The sequence below is a fragment of the Corallococcus praedator genome (assembly GCF_003612125.1).
Lineage (GTDB): Bacteria > Myxococcota > Myxococcia > Myxococcales > Myxococcaceae > Corallococcus > Corallococcus praedator.
The window spans coordinates 1-18,430 of sequence record NZ_RAWI01000179.1 but is presented as its reverse complement, the minus strand read 5'-3'; the positions used below and the strand labels follow the sequence as shown (position 1 = coordinate 18,430).

Genomic DNA, 18,430 nt, shown 5'->3' with positions numbered 1-18,430 from the left:
GGCCTGGGCCGAGGCGCGAGCAGGCGGGGGGCCCTGCTTGCCGGCCGGTGCCTCGCGGGTCGCGTGCGCCGCCTTCGCGGTCGTGTCCTCGTGCTCCTGGGGCGACGCGGACGTCCCACCGCGCGGGTTCGCGCGCGCCTCGAACTTGTGGACCGCGGCGGCGGGGGTCTTCGGCGCCTTCGCGGCCGGCTTCGCTTCCGGGCTGCGTCCCTTGCCAGCCTTCGGGGCCTTCGTGCGCGGGGCTTCCTTGGCGCTGCGTGCCTTGCCCGCCGACTTCGCGCTCTTCCCGGCGCCACCCTTCGCGCTCTTCGACGCGGGCGCCTTCTTCGCGGCCTTCGCTTCGGCCTTGTCCTCCTGCGCATCGCCCGTGCGAGGCGCTGCGCCCCGCTGGAAGGGATCATTCCCGAGGACACCCTTGGTCATGACTGGCTCCTTCGGAGCGCCGCGGCGGCGTCCTTGACGTGGTGGAGGGGAACGAACCCCAGGGCGGACTCGGCGCGTTCCCCGTCCGCGACCCAGGAGTAATGCATGTAGTCGAGCAGGGCCACCGGCAACGTGCCCGCCCCCAGCACCCCGAGCGCGCGAAGTGCTCCACGAAACAACGGCCCCGGCAGGGGGAGCGGTTGCGCGCCCGCCTGGCGGATGAGCCCGGACAGGGGCAGCACCCCCCGCCCCACGATGTTGAATTCCCCTGTCACGTCCGCCCTCAGGGCCAGGTGCAGCGCCCGGCCCGCGTCGTCCTCGTGCACCGCCTGCCAGAGCGGGTCGAAGCCCAGGAGCGTAGGCACCACGGCCTGGGCCAGCAGGCGCGTGGCTGGATTGTCCAGGCTCCGACCGAGCAGGGGTGCGAATCTCAGCACCAGCGTGCGCGTGTCCGGGTGCCGCTCGCGGAAGGCCCGCACCTGCCCCTCCACCTCCACCTTGTCGTTCACGAACCGGCTGTGCGGACAGCCGAACAGGGGCGAATTCTCCCGCAGCAGCGCGGGGTTGTTGCCCCGGGCCCCGTAGGCCGCGGTGAGCGATGGCACCACCAGCCGGGGCAGCTTCGCGCGGCCCACCGCCGTCAGCACGTTCATCGTGCCGATGACCTCCAGCTCGTGCGCCAGCGGGCCGTTGAGGATGGGTCCGAAGAGGAAGGCCAGGTGGAAGAGCGCGTCCACGGGCCGCTCCGTGAGCGCGTCCGTCAGTTCGCTCTCCGCGTCGTAGCGGGTGAGGTCCACCCGGTGGAACTCGACCTTGCGGGTTCCTACCGGTTCCTTGGTGTCGAGCACGAGGATGCTCTCCACCGCCGGGTCTGCTTCCAGTCTCGGCAGGAGCAGCTTGCCGTAGTCGCCATTGGCGCCTGTCACCGCGATGCGCATCGGGCCCTTGCCTGCTCGGATCACTTCCATTCGCAGGGTCGGGTGTTAGCCCAGCCGTCCCGGAATGTCAGCCGAGCGCGCCCGTGATGTTCTGGACAACGTCATCCAGGTGGCGGAGGGTCGAAGGTCGCCATGTCCCGAATCGCGCGCCTGAGCGACGTGCTCATCAACAAGATCGCCGCCGGCGAGGTGGTGGAACGCCCCGCCTCGGTGGTGAAGGAGCTGTGCGAGAACTCGCTCGACGCCGGCGCGCGCACCGTGCGCGTGGAGCTGGAGGGCGGCGGCGTGGGCCGCATCACCATCTCCGACGACGGCCATGGGATGAACCGCGAGGACGCCACGCTCTGCCTGGAGCGCCACGCGACCAGCAAGCTGCGCGAACTGGACGACCTGTTCCACATCGACTCCATGGGGTTCCGGGGCGAGGCCATCCCCGCCATCGCCTCCGTGTCGCGCTTCACGCTGCACACCGCGGAGCCGGAGGCCCACGAAGGCACGAAGATCCACGTGGAGGGCGGAGGCCCCCCGACGGTGGAGGACGCGCCGCCCCGCGTGGGCACCGTCATCACCGTGGAGGACCTGTTCTTCAACGTGCCGGCGCGCCGCAAGTTCATGCGGCAGGGCGCCACCGAGCTGAAGCACTGCGAGGAGTCCGTGGTGCGCCTGGCGTTGGCGCACCCGGAGGTCGGCTTCTTCGCCACGCATGAAGGCCACGAACTCTTCGCCAGTCCCGCCAGCGAACATGATCCGCGCGAGCGCATCGCCGCGGCGCTGGGCCCCGCGTCCTTCCCGCACCTGTTCCCGGTGGAGGAACGGCGGTTGGGCGTGAGCGTGACGGGCTACCTCGCGTCACCGGAGTACACGCTGCCCAACGCGCGCGGCCTCTACACCTTCGTCAACCGCCGCTACATCCGCGACCGCGGCCTCATCAGCACCGTGCAGCGCGCGTTCCAGGACTTCCTGCCCGCGGGCCGCCAGCCGGTGGTGGTGCTGCACATCGACGTGGAGCCCCGCGCGGTGGACGTCAACGTGCACCCCCAGAAGCAGGAGGTGCGCTTCGCCGACGCCCGGGGCGTGCAGGACGCGGTGAGCGCCGCCCTCACGCGGGTCCTCCGTGCGTCCCCCTGGCTGGGCACGCCCGAACAGCAGGCCGCCAACCCGCAGCCCCGGGATGCCGCGCACTACGCGCACGCCGTGGAGCGCTTCCTCACCCGCGCCCAGGAGGCCACCTGGGGCGCGCCGCTGCCCACCGCGATGGATGCCCCGGGGCCCTCCATGCCCGCGCGTCCGCTGAGCCCTTCGTACTTCGCCCCTCCCGGTGGAGGCGCTCCGGGGCCGTTCCCGGGCCCCTCGATGCCGGGCCGCACGCTCGGGTTCGGTGAGGCGCAACCGCAGCTCAACGAAGCGCCGCCTCCGGGCTACTTCGTCGCGCTGCGACCCATGGGCATGTTGGGCAGCCGCTTCCACGTCTGCGAAGGCCCTGGCGGTACGCTGGTGGTGTTGGATCCGCACGCCGCGCTGGAGCGTGCCCGCCTCACGGCGTACATGCGCCGGCTGGATGACGGGGCGAAGGCGCCCGCGCCGTCGCTGTTCGGCACCACGGTGGAGCTGTCGCTGGCCGCGGTGAAGGCGCTGGTGGACGGCCGCGAGGCCCTGCTCCTCCTGGGCGTGGACGTGGAGCCCTTCGGCGGCACGGCGATCGCGCTCAAGTCGGTGCCCCCGGGATTGGAGGGCGTGGATCCGCGCGCGCTCCTGGAAGCCCTGTCGCGCGCACTGCCTCCCCGCAGCGCCCCGCTGGATGTCACGAGCCTCGCGGAGGCCGTGCGCGTGATGGCCTGTCACGCCGCTCGCCAGGCCTCCGCCACGCCGCTCACCGACGCGCAGCTTCGTGCGCTGCTGGGTGAGCTGGACCGCGCGGACTTCACCCCACCGTGCACGCACGGCACGGTGGTGGTGTTGGAGATGCCCCTGCTGGAGCTGGAGCGACGCGCGCGCTGATCAGGACTTCGCGCGCTGCTCCACCTGCGCGCGCAGCTGCTCCTCGCGCGCCATCAGCTCGCCGGTGGGGTCGCTCGGCGCGAAGTCCTCCGCGGAGGCCACCTGGCGGATTTCGATCTCCCCCTCCACGAAGGGGACGCGCCGCGCCCAGGCGACGGCCTCCTCCTTCGACTTCACCTCGATGATCCAGAAGCCGGCGACCAGCTCCTTCGTCTCCGTGAACGGACCATCGACCACGGAGGACTGCTTCCCGGAGAAGCGCACCCGCGTCCCCTTGGAGCTGGCATGGAGCCCTTCGCCGGCGAGCAGGATGCCGGCCTTCACCAGCTCCTCGTTGTACTTCCCCATGGCCTCGAGTTCCTGGGTGGTGGGGAGCTTGCCGGCTTCGCTTTCGGGGCTGGCCTTCACGATCATCATGAAACGCATGGTGTTTCCTCCTGTGGGCGGGAAGTGTGCCCTCCCGCGGGGTTCATAGGCGCGTCGAACGAGGGGAGGGGAGATCGACACACCGGATTTATCTTCCCTATCGTTCACTGCATGCCGCACACGCGACGCCTCTGGGCCTGCGTCGTGCCGTCCAGGGCGACGGGGTGTCGAATCCCTACTCGAACGCGGTGCTGGCCGTCGCTCCCCTGGCCGGTGATTCGGCTGAGCGCGTCCCACTCCGTGGGACACAAATCGGAATCTTGACGCGAGAGGGGTCGGGGCTACGGTGTGCCACACGCCTGTAGCACCGGGCCGCGCGCGCCCGCGCCGGCAGAAAGATCCGTGTCCTCCTCCGTGATGCTCCGCCGTGCGCCCCTGTTGTTCGCCCTGATCGCCGCGCCCGCCTTCGCCCAGGATGAGGGCGGCGGCGATGCCCCCAACAACCTGGACGGCGTGGGCCGCATCACCGTGGAGGCCGGCTACCGGCTGACCTCCAACGCCACGCTCTATGACGCCTGGTACGGCGCGAAGGGCCCTGGCTCCGGCCTGGAGCGCGCGCCGGAATCCTCCGGGGCCCCGGTGGGTGCGCTGACGTTCGCGTACGCGGTGTCGGACCTGGTGGAGCTGGGCCTGGACCTGTTCGGCACGACCCAGAACCTGCACCTCACGGAAGCCCTGAGCGACGGCACCACCGTGTCGCGCAAGGTCAGCACGCTCGCGTACGGCCTGCTCGTGGGCCTGCGCTTCCAGGGCGTGCTGGACATCGGGCCGCAGGGGCTGGTGCCCTTCGTGGGCCTGCACACCGGGCCCGCCGTCATCTCCTCCAGGCGCGAGGGCTCGACCCTCCAGGAGAACGTGGGTCAGGCCTGGGTGGGGTCGCTCGGCGCCACGCTGCGACTGTCCGCGAAGTGGGGCATCACCGCCGAATACCGCCTGATGTTCCTGCGCGGTCCGGTGGAGTCCCCCGACGCGACGAACTTCAAGGGCCCCTTCAGCTTCAGCAACGGCGGCAACTGGTTCTCGCTGGGCGTGACTTATACGTTCCCACCGGATCCCTCGCGGCCAATGCCGACGTTCTAGTCACTCCCAGGACACGGCGATCCGGGCAGGCAGGCACGCAGGCATCCAGGCGATCGGGGAATGAGGCTGGCCAAGAACTCTGTTGGGGAGCGGAAAAAGAACCCGCCCCTCATCCAGGAGAGTCCCCTAGCATGCGTGAGTCGGCCGAAGTCATTACCGGTCCCAGGAAGATGTCCATGCCCCCCTCTGAAACGCCGAAGACCGATCTCGAGAAGGAGCTCTCAGAGCTTCGCCGGGAAGTCATCGAATCGCGCAACCTCGTCATCAAGACGGACAACCTGCTGAAGAACCTCCACGCGGAGGTGAAGGCCGTTGGCAAGCGTCACGAGGACTTCCAGAAGCGGCAGTGGATCTCCTCGGCGGTGGCCTACGCGCTGTTCGTGATTCTCGCCGTCGGTGGCGCCGTGTTGGTGAGTGGCGCGCGCAGCTCCAGCTCCACCAACGAGCGCGAGCGGTTGGAGAAGCAGGTCGCGGACCTGAGCACCCAGTTGGAGAAGCAGCGGGGCGACGCCACCGCGCACCTGACGGCCCAGCGCGCCGCGGGTGAGGTCTACAAGATGATGACCACGCTGCCCGGTGACGAGCGCCTCAAGGGCATCGACGCGCTGGTGAAGCTGGACACGCAGCGGCTGTCCTCGCTGGAGCGCCAGGCCCTCAACGACCGCGCCGCCACCCTGCGCCGTGAGACGGGCGACGCCGCCTTCGAGCGCGGCAAGCTGGCCTTCCGCCGCAATGAGATGAACGCGGTGGTGTCGGACCTGTCGCGCTTCCTCGCCATGAACCCCGGTGAGGCGGATGCGCTGGACGCGTCCTTCTTCCTGGGCACGGCCTACAACCAGCTGCGCCAGCACGACAAGGCGGTGCCGCTGCTGGCCCGCTTCGTGGAAGGCGACAAGAAGTCCAAGACGCGCGACTACGCCATGCTGCTGCTCGCCCAGTCGTACCAGGAGACGGGCGCGTACGATAAGGCGGCGGACACGGTGCGCGACGCGCTGGCCACGTACCCGGCCACCCAGTACCTGTCGCAGTTCCGCGGCCGGCTCTCGTCCGCCAAGCGCGCGGCCTCCGGCGGTGACGCCGCGGCGCCCGCGGGCGTTCCTGGCGCGGCGGTCCCCGCGGCTCCGGCGGCCCAGACGGCCGCTCCCGCGGGCCAGTAACCGGTAATTCCCGGTGCCGTCTCCAGGGGGCGTCCTCCCCTGGACGGCGGGAAACGGAAGCATTGCCACCCGGGGTCCAGGGTCGTAAGACCTGGACCCCGTGTCCGCTCCCGAACCCCGGAAAGACCCCCGCTTCCGCCGCTTCCGTGGCGCCGCGTATGGGGTCCACATCACGCTGTCCACGCTGTTCTCGCTGTGGATGATCTGGAACGTGGGGCACTCCGTGGCGGCGATGACGCCCGAGCGACCCCCGGCCGTGACTCCGCCGCTCACCGTGCGCGAGTGTCTGGACGCCGCGGATGGCCACTGGAAGGACCTGGAGGCCGAGCGCGAGAAGCTCGTGCACGTGCTGCCCGCGCGCAAGGTCGACCAGGAGTGGATGCGCTACCGCACCGAGTGGCTGACGCGCCTGCGCAAGTCCGAGTCCGAGTGCGCGCTGGACTCGCGTGACCCCGCCCGCGCGGAGCTGAGAGCCGTCTACAAGCAGCTCGGGAAGGTGCAGGACCTCTACACCATCCACGCGGTGCAGTACGCGGGCGAGGTGGGCGGCGCGGTGGACGCGCTGCACGCCGCCTTCGACACCGCGCGCCGGAACAACAACAACAAGCTGCCCTGAAGCGGTCTTCAGCGCGTGGGCAGCACGGTGGAGTATCGCCCCGTGCTGTCGGACACCGTCTGCGCCAGCAGCAGGGACGCGGGGCGGCCCGCCACCGTCACCACGCGGAAGAAGCGCACGGACGCGTTCGCCGCGATGCCGTCCGGCGCCAGCGCGGGATCCGGCGGCAGGGTGATGCGGCCACTCAACGAACGTCCCCGCGACAGCGTGAAGGGCACCAGCTCCAGCCGCTCCTCCTCCTGGGTCTGGGGCGGCACGGTGACGAAGCGGCTGACGCGCGGCAGGTTCTCCCCGGGCAAGAAGTCCAGCCGGTACTCGCCCGGATCCAACGCCAACTGGAAACCGCCTCGCGCGTCGGTGGTGACGGGGACCTCGAAGCCCATGGGGGACTGGGGCCAGCCGGACAGGGCGCCCACCGGCTCCACCACGATGCGCACGCCCGACGCGGCGTTGCTGCCGTCGGGCTGACGCACGGTGCCCGTCACGGTCATGCGCGAAGGACACTTCACCTCCGGCAGGGTGGTGTCCTGCGCGGGGACCGTCACCGGCTGGAGCGTGATGCGCGCCGTGGACGTGGGCGGTGGGACGACGACCAGCGTGAGCAGCCCGTCGGGAGCGCCGGGCAGGGACAGGAGCTGGTAGCGGCCGTCCTTGTCCGTCAGCACGGGCACGCCCTGGAAGGTGCCGCCGCCGTTCACCCGGCCCTGGAGGGAGACGCGGGCCCCGGCGATGGGCGCCGAGTAGACGCCCTCCAGCACGCGGCCCTCCACGCGCACCGGCGTGCCGGGGTTGCCCAGCTCCAGCGGCGCGAGGGGGCCGTTGGATGGCGCCACCACGAAGGTCTTCGAGGGCAGCAGGTCCCCGGCGTTCACCGGCGACACGCGCAGGAGCACCGTGGCACGCGACGCGTCCTCCAGGCTCAGCGCCAGTTGGAACGCGCCCGTGGACCGGGTGATGCGCGCGCGCTGGGACAGGGGGCGCAGCAGCTCATCCAGCGCCTGCACCTCCAGGTCCGCGTCCACGCGCTGGGTGCCCTGGAGCACCAGCGTCCCCGAGAGCGACACGAGCCGGCCCTGCGCGGGAAGCTCGAACGTCACCATGCCGCCGCTGCCCGGATCCACCGACGTGGTGCGCAGCAGCGGGGGCAGGGTGGGGTCCACCGGCGTGAGCGTCACCGTGTAGTCGCCGCTGCCCACGGGCAGCGTCCACGTACCGTTTTCCGGGGCGAGCGTCGTTTCATACCGCCGCGCGACGCCCGGGATGAGGCGACTCTCCCCGGTGGCCAGCAGGTGGACGGGGTCGTGGTAGGCGGCCGGGGCCGTGCCTCCGTCCGCGGTGGGCACCGTGCCCCGCGACACCTGGCCCCGGAGGCGCACGGGGCTGAACAGCTCCAGGTTCTGCTCCGGACGCAGCCGGTCCACCGGGAAGTCCTGCGCGTGCAGCCCCGCCTGGGGGTGGGCCTGCACCTCCACGACGATGTCGCCACCGGGGTTGCCGCAGCCGTCCACGAAGCACACCTGGCCCGAGAAGCACTCCGCGTCGGAGCGGCACACCAGCTGATCCGGCGGCTCGTCCTCGGGGAGCAGGCCACATCCGGCCCCCGACACCCAGAGCGCCAGGGCCAGGGTCCGGAGCGCGCGCCTCACTGGCAGTCCCCCTGCACGGTGTTCACCACCCACGAGTACGAGGTGACGAAGCCCGGGTTCTTCACGAGGCCGCCGTCCGCGAGGAACACTTCTTCGGGTGGATCCGGCTGGCGGTTGGTGAGGTGCCGGTCCGTCACCAGCGCCTCCACCAGGTGGATGCCCGGCGTGGCCAGCGGGTTGTTGGCCGAGCGCAGGTCCATGCGCAGCGTGCCCCGGTCATCGCGGCGGGGCTGGCCGGTGTTGGCCAGGACGATCTGCCGGTAGAAGCCCACGGGATCGGACGGGTTGTAGTCCACGTACCACTCCACCGTGAGGCGGTCGTCCACGTCCGGGTCCTCCACCACCACGCTGAAGTCCTGCGTGCAGGTGCCCACGCCGAAGGCGCGCAGGATGCGCTCGAAGGGCTCCACCTGCTCCTCCACGATGCGCGGCGGCCGGTTCTTGAACTCCGGCACGCCCTCCAGCAGGGCCTCGTCCTGGGGGATGAGGCAGCCGGAGCCCACCGCGAGCGAAGCTGCGCCCAGGCCCGCCAACAGTGGCTTGAGGATGCCCCGGGGCTTTCGCGTCGCGTGCGGATGCATGGTGGGAAGCGGGGCTGGAGTCTACAGCAGTTCCTCGCCCTCCTCGGGGGGCAGGGGACGGCCCGTCTTCTCCGCCTCCAGCTTCTCCAGGTGGCGGAAGATGGTGCGCGGATCCACGCCCAGGTCCTTGGCCGTCTTGGTGCGGTTGCCGTTGTTCCGGGCCAGCACCTCGTTGATGTAACGCTTCTGGAACTCTTCCTTGGCCTGGAGCAGCGGCATGATGGGCTCCAGGTTCTCCGGCTTGAGGTCCAGGTCGTCCGGGCCCAGCAGCGGCTTGTCCGCCAGCACCACCGCCTTCTTCAGGCGGTTCTCCAGCTCGCGGATGTTGCCGGGCCAGCCGTACTTCTTCATCGCCACGGCGGCGGCGGGCGTGAAGCCGCGGGCCTTGGCGCTGAACTCGCGCGAGTACTTCTGCAGGAAGAAGCGGCCCAGGACGATGACGTCCTCGCCGCGCTCGCGCAGGGGCGGCAGCTTCACGGTGACGACGTTGAGGCGGTAGTAGAGGTCCTCGCGGAACGCGTTGCGCTTGACCTCTTCCTCCAGAATCTTGTTCGTCGCGGCCACCACGCGGATGTCCACCGGTTCGCCGCGGTTCTCGCCGACCTTGTAGACGATCTTGTCCTGGAGGGCGCGCAAGAGCTTCACCTGGAGCTGGAGCGGCATCTCCCCGATTTCGTCCAGGAAGAGGGTGCCGCCGATGGCCGCCTGGAACTTGCCGGGCCGGGTGGCCACCGCGCCGGTGAAGGCGCCCTTGGCGTGACCGAACAGCTCGCTCTCCAGCAGGTTCTCCGGGATGGCGCCGCAGTTCACCGTGATGAAGGGGCCCTTGGTGCGCGGCGAGCGGCGGTGGATCTCCCGGGCGATGAGCTCCTTGCCGGTGCCCGTCTCGCCGGTGATCAGCACGGAGATGTCCGTGGGGGCGATCTTGTCGATGCGCTTGTACACGTCCCGCATGCCCTGACAGGCGCCCACGATGTCGCCGTAGCGCTGGTCCTCCAGCTTGCGGCGCAGCTCCGTGTTGTCGAGCTTCAGGTCGTTGACGAGCAGCGCGTTCTGCAACAGCAGCGACGCCTGCGCCGCGAACACCGTGAGCATGTCCAGGCTCTTGGGTTCGAAGCGGTTCACCAGCCTGTCGTTGCCCACGTAGAGCACGCCGAACAGGTCGCCCTTGTGCATCACGGGCACGCACATGACGGAGTGGACCTTGAGGTTCACCACCGACTCGCTGGCCTTGAACTCCGGGGCGTCCAGCGCGTCCGCGACGATGATGGCGCGCTGGTCCTTCACCACCTTGGAGATGATGGAGTCGGACAGCTTCTCCACCGCGTCCTCGATGTTCTCTCGCGCCACGTTGCGCGCGGCCTTCACGCGCGGCTCGCCGCTCTCCATCAGGATGAGGAAGCCCTTGTCGGCGCGCGTCACCTCGATGGCCTCGTCCAGCAGGCTCTCCAGGATGCGGTCCACGTCGTAGGTGCCGGAGAGCCGCTCGCTGAACGCGGTCAGCCGCTTGAGCAGCACGAGCTCGCGGCCCGCCACGCCGGGCAGCTCGGACGTGTGAGAGTCCGAGGACTGGGCGGCGCCAGCGGAGAGGGACACCTCGCGCTCGGGGACCTCGCGGCGCACGGACTCGCGGGGGGCGTCCTCGCGGGAGAAGGTGAGCTCGGTGCCGCCCACCTTGACCACGTCGCCGGTGGACAGCGCGTGGTTGTCGCGCCGCTTGCCGTTGACGTGGAAGGTGGCGCCCAGGCTGCCCACTTCGTAGCGGGTGCCGTCGTAGGTGACGTGCAGGGCGTTGGGAGGAACGCTGGTGTCCTCCAGGGGCACGTCGTTGTCGGGTCCACGTCCCAGGCTGGTGATGCGCTTGAGCAGGGAGACCGTGCGGACCTTTCCATCGGGGGTGCGGACGGTGAGGCTGGCCATAAGCGGGAGGGTGTCCGGGGCTAGAACGTGAGAGAGAGACCGGCGCCCAGCCCACCCCGGGTGGAGTAGAGCCGCAGGCGCGGGGGCGGAACCATGGAGACGGCGGGAGGCTTCGGCTCGGGGCGGGATTCCACGGTGGTGCTGGTCACCACCTGATCCTCGTGGTGGTAGATCGCGTCCACCACGCCCAGCGTGTACACGGTGTAGAAGCCGGTGGCGGACGCCAGTCGCAGGAACTGCCAGGTGTCCGCCTGCCGGGCGCGGTCGGTGGGGATGAAGCGCACCGGGATGGAGGCGCGGCCGTCCTCGTCCAGGACGTTGTCCAGGGTGATGAACCGCTCCTCGAAGAGCGAGTCGTACGCGAAGAACGCGATGATGCTCGTGACGGCGAGCGCGCCTTCCGTGGCCGCGAAGACGATGCCCATGCTGTTGCGGCCCTGCTGGAACTGACCGGCGCCGAACGGGACGAAGTTGACCAGGAAGTTGCGCTTCTCCACGGTGCGCACGGTGACCTGGCGGGCCAGCTCCTCCGCGCGGCGGCGCTGGGTCTCCAGGGCGACGCGCTCCTGTTCACGGCGTTCGGCTTCCGTCTTCTCCCGCTCCAGGCGCAGGCGCTGTTCCTGGCGGAGGAAGTCGCGCTCGCCGGACATCTGGTTCTTCAGGTCCTCGAAGAAGGCGACGGCCGGGGGCGGGACGACGAAGGGATCCAGGCTGAAGTCGGGATCCAACCGGAGCACGGCGCGCAGGTGGCGCTCGGCCTCCTCGGTGCGGTTCAGGTTGAAGGCGGACAGGCCCGCGAGCTTGTGCAGCTCCACGAGGTCTTCTTCCGGCAGGTCGCCCCGGTCGATGCGCTGGCCGGCGCGCTCCAGCACCTCCGCGTACTTGCCGTATTCGAAGGAGGAGCGCAGGGCGGCGACCTCCGGATCCGCGCTGCCCATCTGCGCGCGCGCGGAGGCGGGGCCCAGCAGGGCCAGCACGAGCAGGACGATGAGCAGCGGGCCACGGCTCATTCGGGCTTCAGGCTCCCGCGCAGGGTGGTGGGCTTGCCCGGCTCCAGCAGCACGACGCGCTTCTCCGTCTTGTACCCGGGCGAGGAGATCTCCACCTCCACGCGGTGCTGGAAGCTCGCGGGGCCCCGGGGCGAGCGGATGTCGAAGGGCTGCTGGATGCTGTCGCGGGCGGAGCGCTCCACGTCGCCCACGCGCACGGTGGCGTCCGGCGGCTGGTAGTCCATGGTGAGCTGCGAGGGCTTGAGCAGGGCGCGCAGGCGGAAGACGTTCTCGCCCTCGGGCTTCACGTCGATGGTCTCCGTCGCGTCCTCGCAGTAGCCGCAGGAGACGATGATGGTGTGCGGGCCCGGCGCCACGTGCACGTCGTGCTGCGCGAGCTGCTGGGGGCTGGCCGGGCCGCCGTCCACGCGGATGGAGCCGTAGGGCCGCACGAGGATGGACACGGGCAGCCGGCCCGCACGCGCGTGCTTCGTCGCGGGGTCGTCCGTGGGCTCGATGCTGGCGACGAGGGGCTGTCGCGGGGTGCGCTCGGTGGAGGAGGGGAGCCCGGTGGGAGGACGCTCCGCAGCGGTGGTGCCGTTCGGCGCGCGGGGCGTCGCGTCGGGGTTGAGCGGGGGGACGAGGGTGTCGCGTCCGGATGTCGCCGGCCCGCTCGGAGCCTGCGGGCCCGTGGGGTCCGAACCCGAGGCCGCGCCGGTGGATCCACCCACGCCCTGCGGACCGGTGGGGGAGCCGCCTGCTCCCTGCGGTCCAGTGGGTGCTCCCGCGATGGCTGATCCGTTGGGCGCGCCATTGGCTCCGCCCACGCCCTGCGAACCATTGGGCGTGCCGGTAGCTCCGCTCGCAGCCTGCGAACCCGTGGGCGCACCCCTGGATCCGCCCTGTGCGCCCGCGCCCGCGGGCTCCTGGCGCACGCGGTTCCAATGCCACCCGCCCAGGCCCAGCGCGAGCGCCACGCCCACGCCGATGCCCGCTCGCAGTCCCCGCCGCCGCCACGTGCGCCGCCGCTGCTGACGCTGGATGCCCTTGAGCAGCCCGAGCGCCCGCGCGTTCGTCGCGTCCAGCGCGAGCACATGGTTCAGGCACGCCAGCGCGCGCGGCGTGCGCTTCTCCTGGAGCTGCCGCTCTCCGCGCTCCAACAGCGCCGCGACGATGCGCTGGCGCGCGAGCCGCTGGTACGACGGCGGATCCGCGAAGAAGGAGATCAGCTCCTCGCCCACTCGGGAGAACCCCAGCCCCGCGAGCGCATCCGCCAGCGCGTCGCGCAGCTTGCCCGCGTTCGGATAGCGCCGCTGCGGATCGCGCTGGAGGCACGTCGCGCAGATCTCCGCCAGCTCGTCCGACAGCGCGGGCACGCGGCGGCGCGGATCCTCGTACGTCCCATCCAGGATGCGCTTGAGCGTCGCGGTGGTGTTGGACGCGGTGAACGGCAGCCGGCCCGTCATCAGCGCGTAGAACATGATGCCCAGGCTGAAGACGTCCGCCTCCGGCCCGGCCTCCAGGCCCTCGATGATCTCCGGCGACATGTGCGCGGGCGAACCCACCAGCGCCCCCGTCACCGTCATCCGGTCCTCGATGTCCAGGAGCCGCGCGATGCCGAAGTCCATGAGCTTGAGGACCCCGTCCTCGCGCACCATGACGTTCTCCGGCTTCAGGTCGCGGTGGATGACGCCCGCTTCGTGCGCGTGCGCCAGCGCCGCCGCCAGCTCGTGAATGATCATCGCCGCCAGCTCGGGCGGCTCCATCGGCCCGTCATCCAGGTACGTCTTGAGCGTGCGGCCGCGGATGTACTCGGTGACGATGAAGGCGTCGTGCGCCTCCGCCGAGGAGAAGTCGAAGACCTCCAGGATGTTCGGATGGTGCAGCTTCGCGACGGCGCGCGCCTCGCGGGCAAGCCTCCGCCGGGACTCGTCCTTGCCGGCCAGGTGCGGGTGCAGCACCTTGACCGCGACCTCCCGGTCCAGGGCGGTGTCGAGCCCCTTGTACACGACGCTCATGCCCCCGGAGCCCAGCTCCTCCAGGATGCGATAGCGACCGATATGGCGGCCGACGAGCGACATGACGTGGTGCGCTTCCTCCCTCAGTCCCCGAAACCGATGCCCATGCTCCGCGCGAAACGCACCAGGTCACCCTGGGGATCCACCCGGCGCTCCTTGCGCGACTCGCTCAGCGGAACGCTGACAATCTCGTTGTTCCGCAGCGCCACCATGTGCCCCCACTCCCCATCCCGCACCAGGTCCAGCACCTTGCAGCCGTAGCGCGTCGCCAACACGCGGTCCGCCGCGCTCGGGCTGCCACCGCGCTGCAGGTGACCGAGCACCGTGACACGAATCTCCGCATCGATGTGGCTGGCGAGCAAATCCGCGCACACCTTGCCGGATCCGCCCAGCCGCACCACGCCCCGGCCTGGGATGTCCGCCGCCTGCGCCACCACCGACAGCGCGCCGCCTTCCGGGTAGGCGCCCTCGGAGATGGCGATGATGGAGAAGCTGCGCCTGCGCGTGGCCCGGCGACGCAGCGTCTCCAGCACCGCCTCCACGCGGTAAGGAATCTCCGGCATGAGGATGAGGTCCGCGCCGCCCGCGATGCCGCTCTCCAGCGTGAGGAAGCCCGCGTGGCGGCCCATGATCTCCACCACCATCACGCGGTCATGCGACTCCGCGGTGGAGTGCAGCCGGTCCAACGCCTCCGTGACGATGAGCCGCGCGGTGTCGAACCCGAACGTCTGGTCCGTGCCGGACAAGTCGTTGTCGATGGTCTTCGGACACCCGACGACCTTCAGCCCCTTCTCCGCCAGCCGGTGCGCGATGGACAGCGTGCCGTCCCCGCCAATGGCCACCAGCCCGTCCAGCGCCAGATCCTTGCAGCGGCGCACCGCCTGGTCCGACAAGTCCCGCTCCACCCACGCCGCGCCCTCACGCACCGGGTAGGCGAACGGGTTCGCCTTGTTGGACGTGCCCAGGATGGTGCCGCCCTTGGGCAGGATGCCGCGCGTGTCCTCCACACCGAGCGGGCGGACGAGCTCCGGCTCCATCAACCCCATGAAGCCGTTCTCGATGCCGACGAACGAATGGCCGAATTCGTGCGCGCCCCGCCGGACGAGGCCTCGGATGAGCGCATTGAGTCCCGGGCAGTCGCCACCGCCGGTGAGGACTCCAAGTCGGAGAGGTCGGGTCATAGGGCCAGGAAAAGTCGGACGTGGGTGTCAGTAGGGGCGGGCGACACTATGACAGCAACGTCGGTGCGGATAGTAGGTGCCACCTCCAGGGTGCGCAACGCACGAATCACGCATCGCGTCGGATCTCCGCTCGCACGGACGCGGGGGACGCCCCTCAGTCGCGCTTGAGGCGGCGCCGGGAGGCCAGCCGGTCCAGGAGGGCCTGGAGCCGGTCCTCCTTCTGGGGGGGCAGGGCCTTGTCGGTGGGGGACTGCACGGGCATCTCGCGGGCCATCCGGTACAACTCTCCCAGACGTTCCTGGACCAATTCATTGCCCGGACGTTCCTGGAGCGCGCGGCGGTAGGCGGCGGCGGCGCCCACGTAGTCACCCAGGGTGAAGAGGCGCTCGCCCTCCTGCATGGCCGAAGGCGGTCCCAATGGAAGCCGCTGGGGTTCGCGCACGCGGTTGCGCAGGTGCTGCAGCTCCTGGGGCTGGAGGGATTCGCGTAGGTGGGCGAGCTTGAGCGTCAGGGCCTCTTCCTGGGGAAAGGCGCGCGACAGGTCCTCGAACAGCTCGAACGCCTCGACCAGCTCACCCCGGCGCAAGGCGCGGTCGGCACGTGCTTCCATGTCGGCCCGGACGGCAGGAGTCATCTCGCGAGCGAGCGTAGCCGGTGCCTGCCCGGGATGTCACACGCTCAAACGGGAGCGCTCGCCGGGCCGCACGCCGCTCGTGGCGGGGCCCGGAAGCACCCGGCGCCGTGGATCCACGGAAACGCCGGGCCTGGAGGCAGGGGCCTGCTACCGCACGCCGATGGGCGCCAGCTCCACGGGCGCCGGGGGCTGGACGGACTTGATGAGCGCGTCGAGCGTCTGGCGGATGACGGGCGCGATGTCCTTGTCCACGCTGAGCGACTCCTCATCCGTCTTGCGGCCGGACATCGGGACGGGGAGCAGCCCCTCGATGACGTCCGTGAAGGTGATGGTCCGCAGCACCTCCATCAGCGTCCCGTGCGCGTGCAGCGAGCGCGGCGAGGCGTTGATGAGCGCGGTGGGCTTGGAGGAGAACTCGCCGCTGCCCACCGTCCAGTCGAGCGCGTTCTTCATCACACCGGAGAGGCCGTGCGCGTACTCGGGGCTGGAGATGAGCACCGCGTCGCAGGCCTGGAGCGCGGCGCGGAAGGCCAGCACTCCGGGGGGCGCGATGCCGTTGTCCAGATCGTCCTTGTCCGGGTTGAAGGGCGGCACGTCCTCCAGCGCGTCGTAGAGCGTGATCTCCACCCCCGGCGGTGCCATCCGGATGGCGGCCCGGAGCAGCACCGTGTTGGAGGAAACCTTCCGCAGACTCCCCGAAATGGCGAGGATCTTCATGGCGTGCTCATGACTCCTTGAAACCAGCTGACCCAGGATTCCCGGACCATGTCACGGGCAGTTGCTTGAGGCCATAGAGGACCATTTCGTGGCGGAAGGGCAGCTCCTGCACGGGCACGGCGACGCGCAGCGTGGGGATGCGCTCGAAGAGGGTGCGGAAGACGATGGCCAGCTCCGCGCGGGCGAAGGTGGCGCCGATGCAGCGGTGCAGGCCGTGGCCGAAGCCGACGTGGTGGCGGCAGTCGCGGCGGATGTCGAAGGCGTCCGCGTTGGGGAAGGCCTGCTCGTCGCGGTTGCCGGAGCTGAGCATGACGATGAGCCCCTCGCCCTCGCGGATGAGCTGGCCGCCCACCTCCACGTCGGCGGTGGCCGCGCGCGGCAGGCCCGCGTGGTTGACGGTGAGGTAGCGCACGAGCTCTTCCACGAGCGCGTCCGCCAGCGTCGCGTCGCGCAGGAAGTCCGCCAGTTGATCCGGATGCTGGAGCAGCGTGACGGTGCCCAGGCCGATGACCTGCGCCATGGTGTCGTAGCCGCCCAGCATCAGCAGCGCGGCGATGCCGACCAGCTCCGCGTGGGACACCTTCTCCGCGCGGGACGTGTCGGAGATGAGCCGGCCCAGGATGTCGTCGCCCGGGGCCTGCTCCTTCGTCGTCACCAGGCGATCGAAGTAGCCCATCAGCTCGATGGCGGAGGTCTCCGACTCCTTCGCGGTGCGGCTGCGGTCGAGGATGCCGTCGGTGCGGTTCTGCACGAAGCCCGCGTCCTCGAAGGGCACGCCGAGCAGTTCGCAGATGACCAGCGACGCGGTGGGCAGGGCGAAGTCACGGATGAGGTCCACCGTGCCTGAAAGCTTCAGGAGCGCCTCCACGCGTTGATCCACGAGCGCCTGCATCCGGGGGCGCAGGGATTCGATGTGCCGGGCCATGAACTCGCGCGTGACGAGCGAGCGCAGACGGGTGTGGTCCGGCGCGTCCATCTGCATGAAGAAGCCGGGCGGGGGCGGCACGTTGCCCGTCACATAGGACGGGTATCCCGGGGCGAGCGGGCTGGAGCTGAAGCGGCGGTCGGTGAGGATGGCGCGGATGTCCTCATGGCGCGTCACCAGCCAAGCCGGATCTCCGCGCGGCGTGACGACGCGGGTGATGGGCTGCTCGACGCGCAGGCGCTTGTATTCGGGAGGCGGGTCGAATGGGCACTTGCGCTCGGTGGGCAGCGGCGGCAGGGAAGCGGCGGTCATCGAGGGCTCTGGGGAAGGCTTCATCGGGGGCTCCAGCGGCGTGGCGGAGGAAGGAACGGAGGCGTGGCTCAGGCGGCGCTGGTGAGCACCTGGAGCAGCGCCTGGGTGAGGCCGGCGATGGTGGGGTGATCCCACATCAGGGTCGGATCCAGCGTGAGGCCCAGGTGGTCCTCCAGGTCGCCCGCGAGGGTGAGCGCGTAGACGGAGTCGAGGCCGTAGTCGGCCAGCGGCACGTCCGCGCGGATGTCCTCGGGACGGCGCTGCACGTAGGTGGCGATGCGGGACGACAGCCAGGAGCTGAGGGCGTCGGCGGAAGGCAGGGACGGCATGGCGAATCCTTTCGGTCAGGAGAGGGGGGCGGGCAGTGGGCGCCAGCCCGACAGCGGTGTCTGGTTCAAATCGAAGGTGCGCGCGTCTTCATGGCGCGCGTGCAGCTCCGCGAAGAGGCGGCTGCGGATGGCTTCCGGCAGGGGGCCCTGGGCCCGTTCGCGCCAGACGTCCAGCCGGTGCAGCGCCGCGAGCAGCCACGCGGGATCTCCCAGGAAGGCATCATCGGCCTGCTGGCGCCACACGTTGACGCAGGCGCTCGCGGCCATCAGCGTGATGGCGCGCGTGGTCAGCGCATAGGCGGCAGGCGATGCGGTGGCCGTGAGTTCCCGAGGCGGAAGCGCGGCGGCCTCGCGCCTGAGGACCTCCAGCTCCCGGGCGAAGGACTCCAGGCGGTCGCGCAGCGGTCGCGTCGCGGCGGCTTCTCCCAGCGAGTCCAGCGCCTCCAGCAGCGATCCGGCCAGCCCGTCCTGTCCGCCACCACTCAAGGCCAGCTTGTCGAAGGGCAGGGGCGGCAGCGGCGCGTCCAGGCGGAAGAGGGC

General features: G+C 70.5%; 17 protein-coding genes and 1 pseudogene. 4 read left to right on the top strand and 14 right to left on the bottom strand.

The features are described 5' to 3' along the window. Together D7Y13_RS22260 and D7Y13_RS22255 are read right to left on the bottom strand one after the other, a co-directional pair. Positions 1-423, bottom strand: a pseudogene (locus tag D7Y13_RS22260) (acyltransferase); the annotation flags it as partial. After that, positions 420-1,391: an SDR family oxidoreductase gene (locus tag D7Y13_RS22255; RefSeq protein WP_120585019.1), complete on the bottom strand. Its 972-nt coding sequence runs from the start codon at positions 1,389-1,391 to the stop codon at positions 420-422. The gene D7Y13_RS22255 and the pseudogene D7Y13_RS22260, both read right to left, overlap by 4 nt. Positions 1,392-1,493: 102 nt before the next feature. Between D7Y13_RS22255 and mutL the strand changes: the two genes are divergently transcribed. Further along, positions 1,494-3,359 carry a DNA mismatch repair endonuclease MutL gene (gene mutL, locus D7Y13_RS22250; protein WP_120535907.1) on the top strand — a complete coding sequence of 622 codons (1,866 nt, stop codon included), beginning with the start codon at positions 1,494-1,496 and terminating at the stop codon, positions 3,357-3,359. Here mutL and D7Y13_RS22245 read toward each other — a convergent pair whose 3' ends face one another. Continuing rightward, on the bottom strand, positions 3,360-3,785 hold the full coding sequence (locus D7Y13_RS22245; RefSeq protein WP_120585018.1) for a YciI family protein: 426 nt from the start codon (positions 3,783-3,785) through the stop codon (positions 3,360-3,362). A 342-nt stretch (positions 3,786-4,127) separates the two neighbouring features. On the opposite strand from D7Y13_RS22245, the gene D7Y13_RS22240 reads away from it, so the two are divergent. The 3 genes from D7Y13_RS22240 to D7Y13_RS22230 all read left to right on the top strand — a co-directional run bounded on the left by D7Y13_RS22240 (position 4,128) and on the right by D7Y13_RS22230 (position 6,638). After that, positions 4,128-4,865, top strand: a complete 738-nt coding sequence (locus D7Y13_RS22240) for a hypothetical protein (protein WP_233595802.1) — start codon at positions 4,128-4,130, stop codon at positions 4,863-4,865. 176 nt (positions 4,866-5,041) lie between these two features. Beyond that, positions 5,042-6,022, top strand: a complete 981-nt coding sequence (locus D7Y13_RS22235) for a tetratricopeptide repeat protein (protein WP_233595801.1) — start codon at positions 5,042-5,044, stop codon at positions 6,020-6,022. 100 nt (positions 6,023-6,122) lie between these two features. Next, on the top strand, positions 6,123-6,638 hold the full coding sequence (locus D7Y13_RS22230) for a hypothetical protein (protein ID WP_199732882.1): 516 nt from the start codon (positions 6,123-6,125) through the stop codon (positions 6,636-6,638). A gap of 8 nt (positions 6,639-6,646) precedes the next feature. Here D7Y13_RS22230 and D7Y13_RS22225 read toward each other — a convergent pair whose 3' ends face one another. The 11 genes from D7Y13_RS22225 to D7Y13_RS45790 all read right to left on the bottom strand — a co-directional run. Beyond that, positions 6,647-8,284 (bottom strand): collagen binding domain-containing protein, encoded by a 1,638-nt coding sequence (locus tag D7Y13_RS22225; protein WP_233595800.1) that lies wholly within the window; start codon positions 8,282-8,284, stop codon positions 6,647-6,649. Continuing rightward, positions 8,281-8,865 carry a hypothetical protein gene (locus tag D7Y13_RS22220; protein WP_120535912.1) on the bottom strand — a complete coding sequence of 195 codons (585 nt, stop codon included), beginning with the start codon at positions 8,863-8,865 and terminating at the stop codon, positions 8,281-8,283. Before D7Y13_RS22220 ends, D7Y13_RS22225 begins: the two co-directional genes overlap by 4 nt. Before the next feature lie 21 nt (positions 8,866-8,886). Continuing rightward, the gene (locus tag D7Y13_RS22215; RefSeq protein ID WP_120535913.1) at positions 8,887-10,785 is read right to left on the bottom strand and encodes a sigma 54-interacting transcriptional regulator; all 1,899 of its coding nucleotides are present in this window, start codon (positions 10,783-10,785) and stop codon (positions 8,887-8,889) included. A gap of 20 nt (positions 10,786-10,805) precedes the next feature. After that, entirely contained in the window at positions 10,806-11,795 is a 990-nt protein-coding gene (locus D7Y13_RS22210; RefSeq protein WP_120535914.1) for a tetratricopeptide repeat protein, read from the bottom strand. After that, on the bottom strand, positions 11,792-13,855 hold the full coding sequence (locus tag D7Y13_RS22205; RefSeq protein WP_120585014.1) for a serine/threonine-protein kinase: 2,064 nt from the start codon (positions 13,853-13,855) through the stop codon (positions 11,792-11,794). Before D7Y13_RS22205 ends, D7Y13_RS22210 begins: the two co-directional genes overlap by 4 nt. Positions 13,856-13,875: 20 nt before the next feature. Continuing rightward, positions 13,876-14,973, bottom strand: a complete 1,098-nt coding sequence (locus tag D7Y13_RS22200) for a 6-phosphofructokinase (RefSeq protein ID WP_120585013.1) — start codon at positions 14,971-14,973, stop codon at positions 13,876-13,878. A 154-nt stretch (positions 14,974-15,127) separates the two neighbouring features. Then, complete coding sequence (locus D7Y13_RS22195) at positions 15,128-15,607, bottom strand: hypothetical protein (protein ID WP_120535917.1); 480 nt, start codon at positions 15,605-15,607, stop codon at positions 15,128-15,130. Positions 15,608-15,754: 147 nt separating this feature from the next. Further along, positions 15,755-16,324 (bottom strand): NADPH-dependent FMN reductase, encoded by a 570-nt coding sequence (locus tag D7Y13_RS22190; RefSeq protein ID WP_120535918.1) that lies wholly within the window; start codon positions 16,322-16,324, stop codon positions 15,755-15,757. A 7-nt stretch (positions 16,325-16,331) separates the two neighbouring features. After that, positions 16,332-17,585, bottom strand: coding sequence for a cytochrome P450 (locus D7Y13_RS22185; protein ID WP_199732881.1), 1,254 nt, complete (start codon positions 17,583-17,585; stop codon positions 16,332-16,334). Between the two features lie 44 nt (positions 17,586-17,629). Next, positions 17,630-17,890 carry an acyl carrier protein gene (locus D7Y13_RS22180; protein WP_120585011.1) on the bottom strand — a complete coding sequence of 87 codons (261 nt, stop codon included), beginning with the start codon at positions 17,888-17,890 and terminating at the stop codon, positions 17,630-17,632. A gap of 15 nt (positions 17,891-17,905) precedes the next feature. Then, positions 17,906-18,430: hypothetical protein (locus tag D7Y13_RS45790; protein ID WP_208734482.1), on the bottom strand; the 525-nt coding region annotated here is incomplete at its 5' end.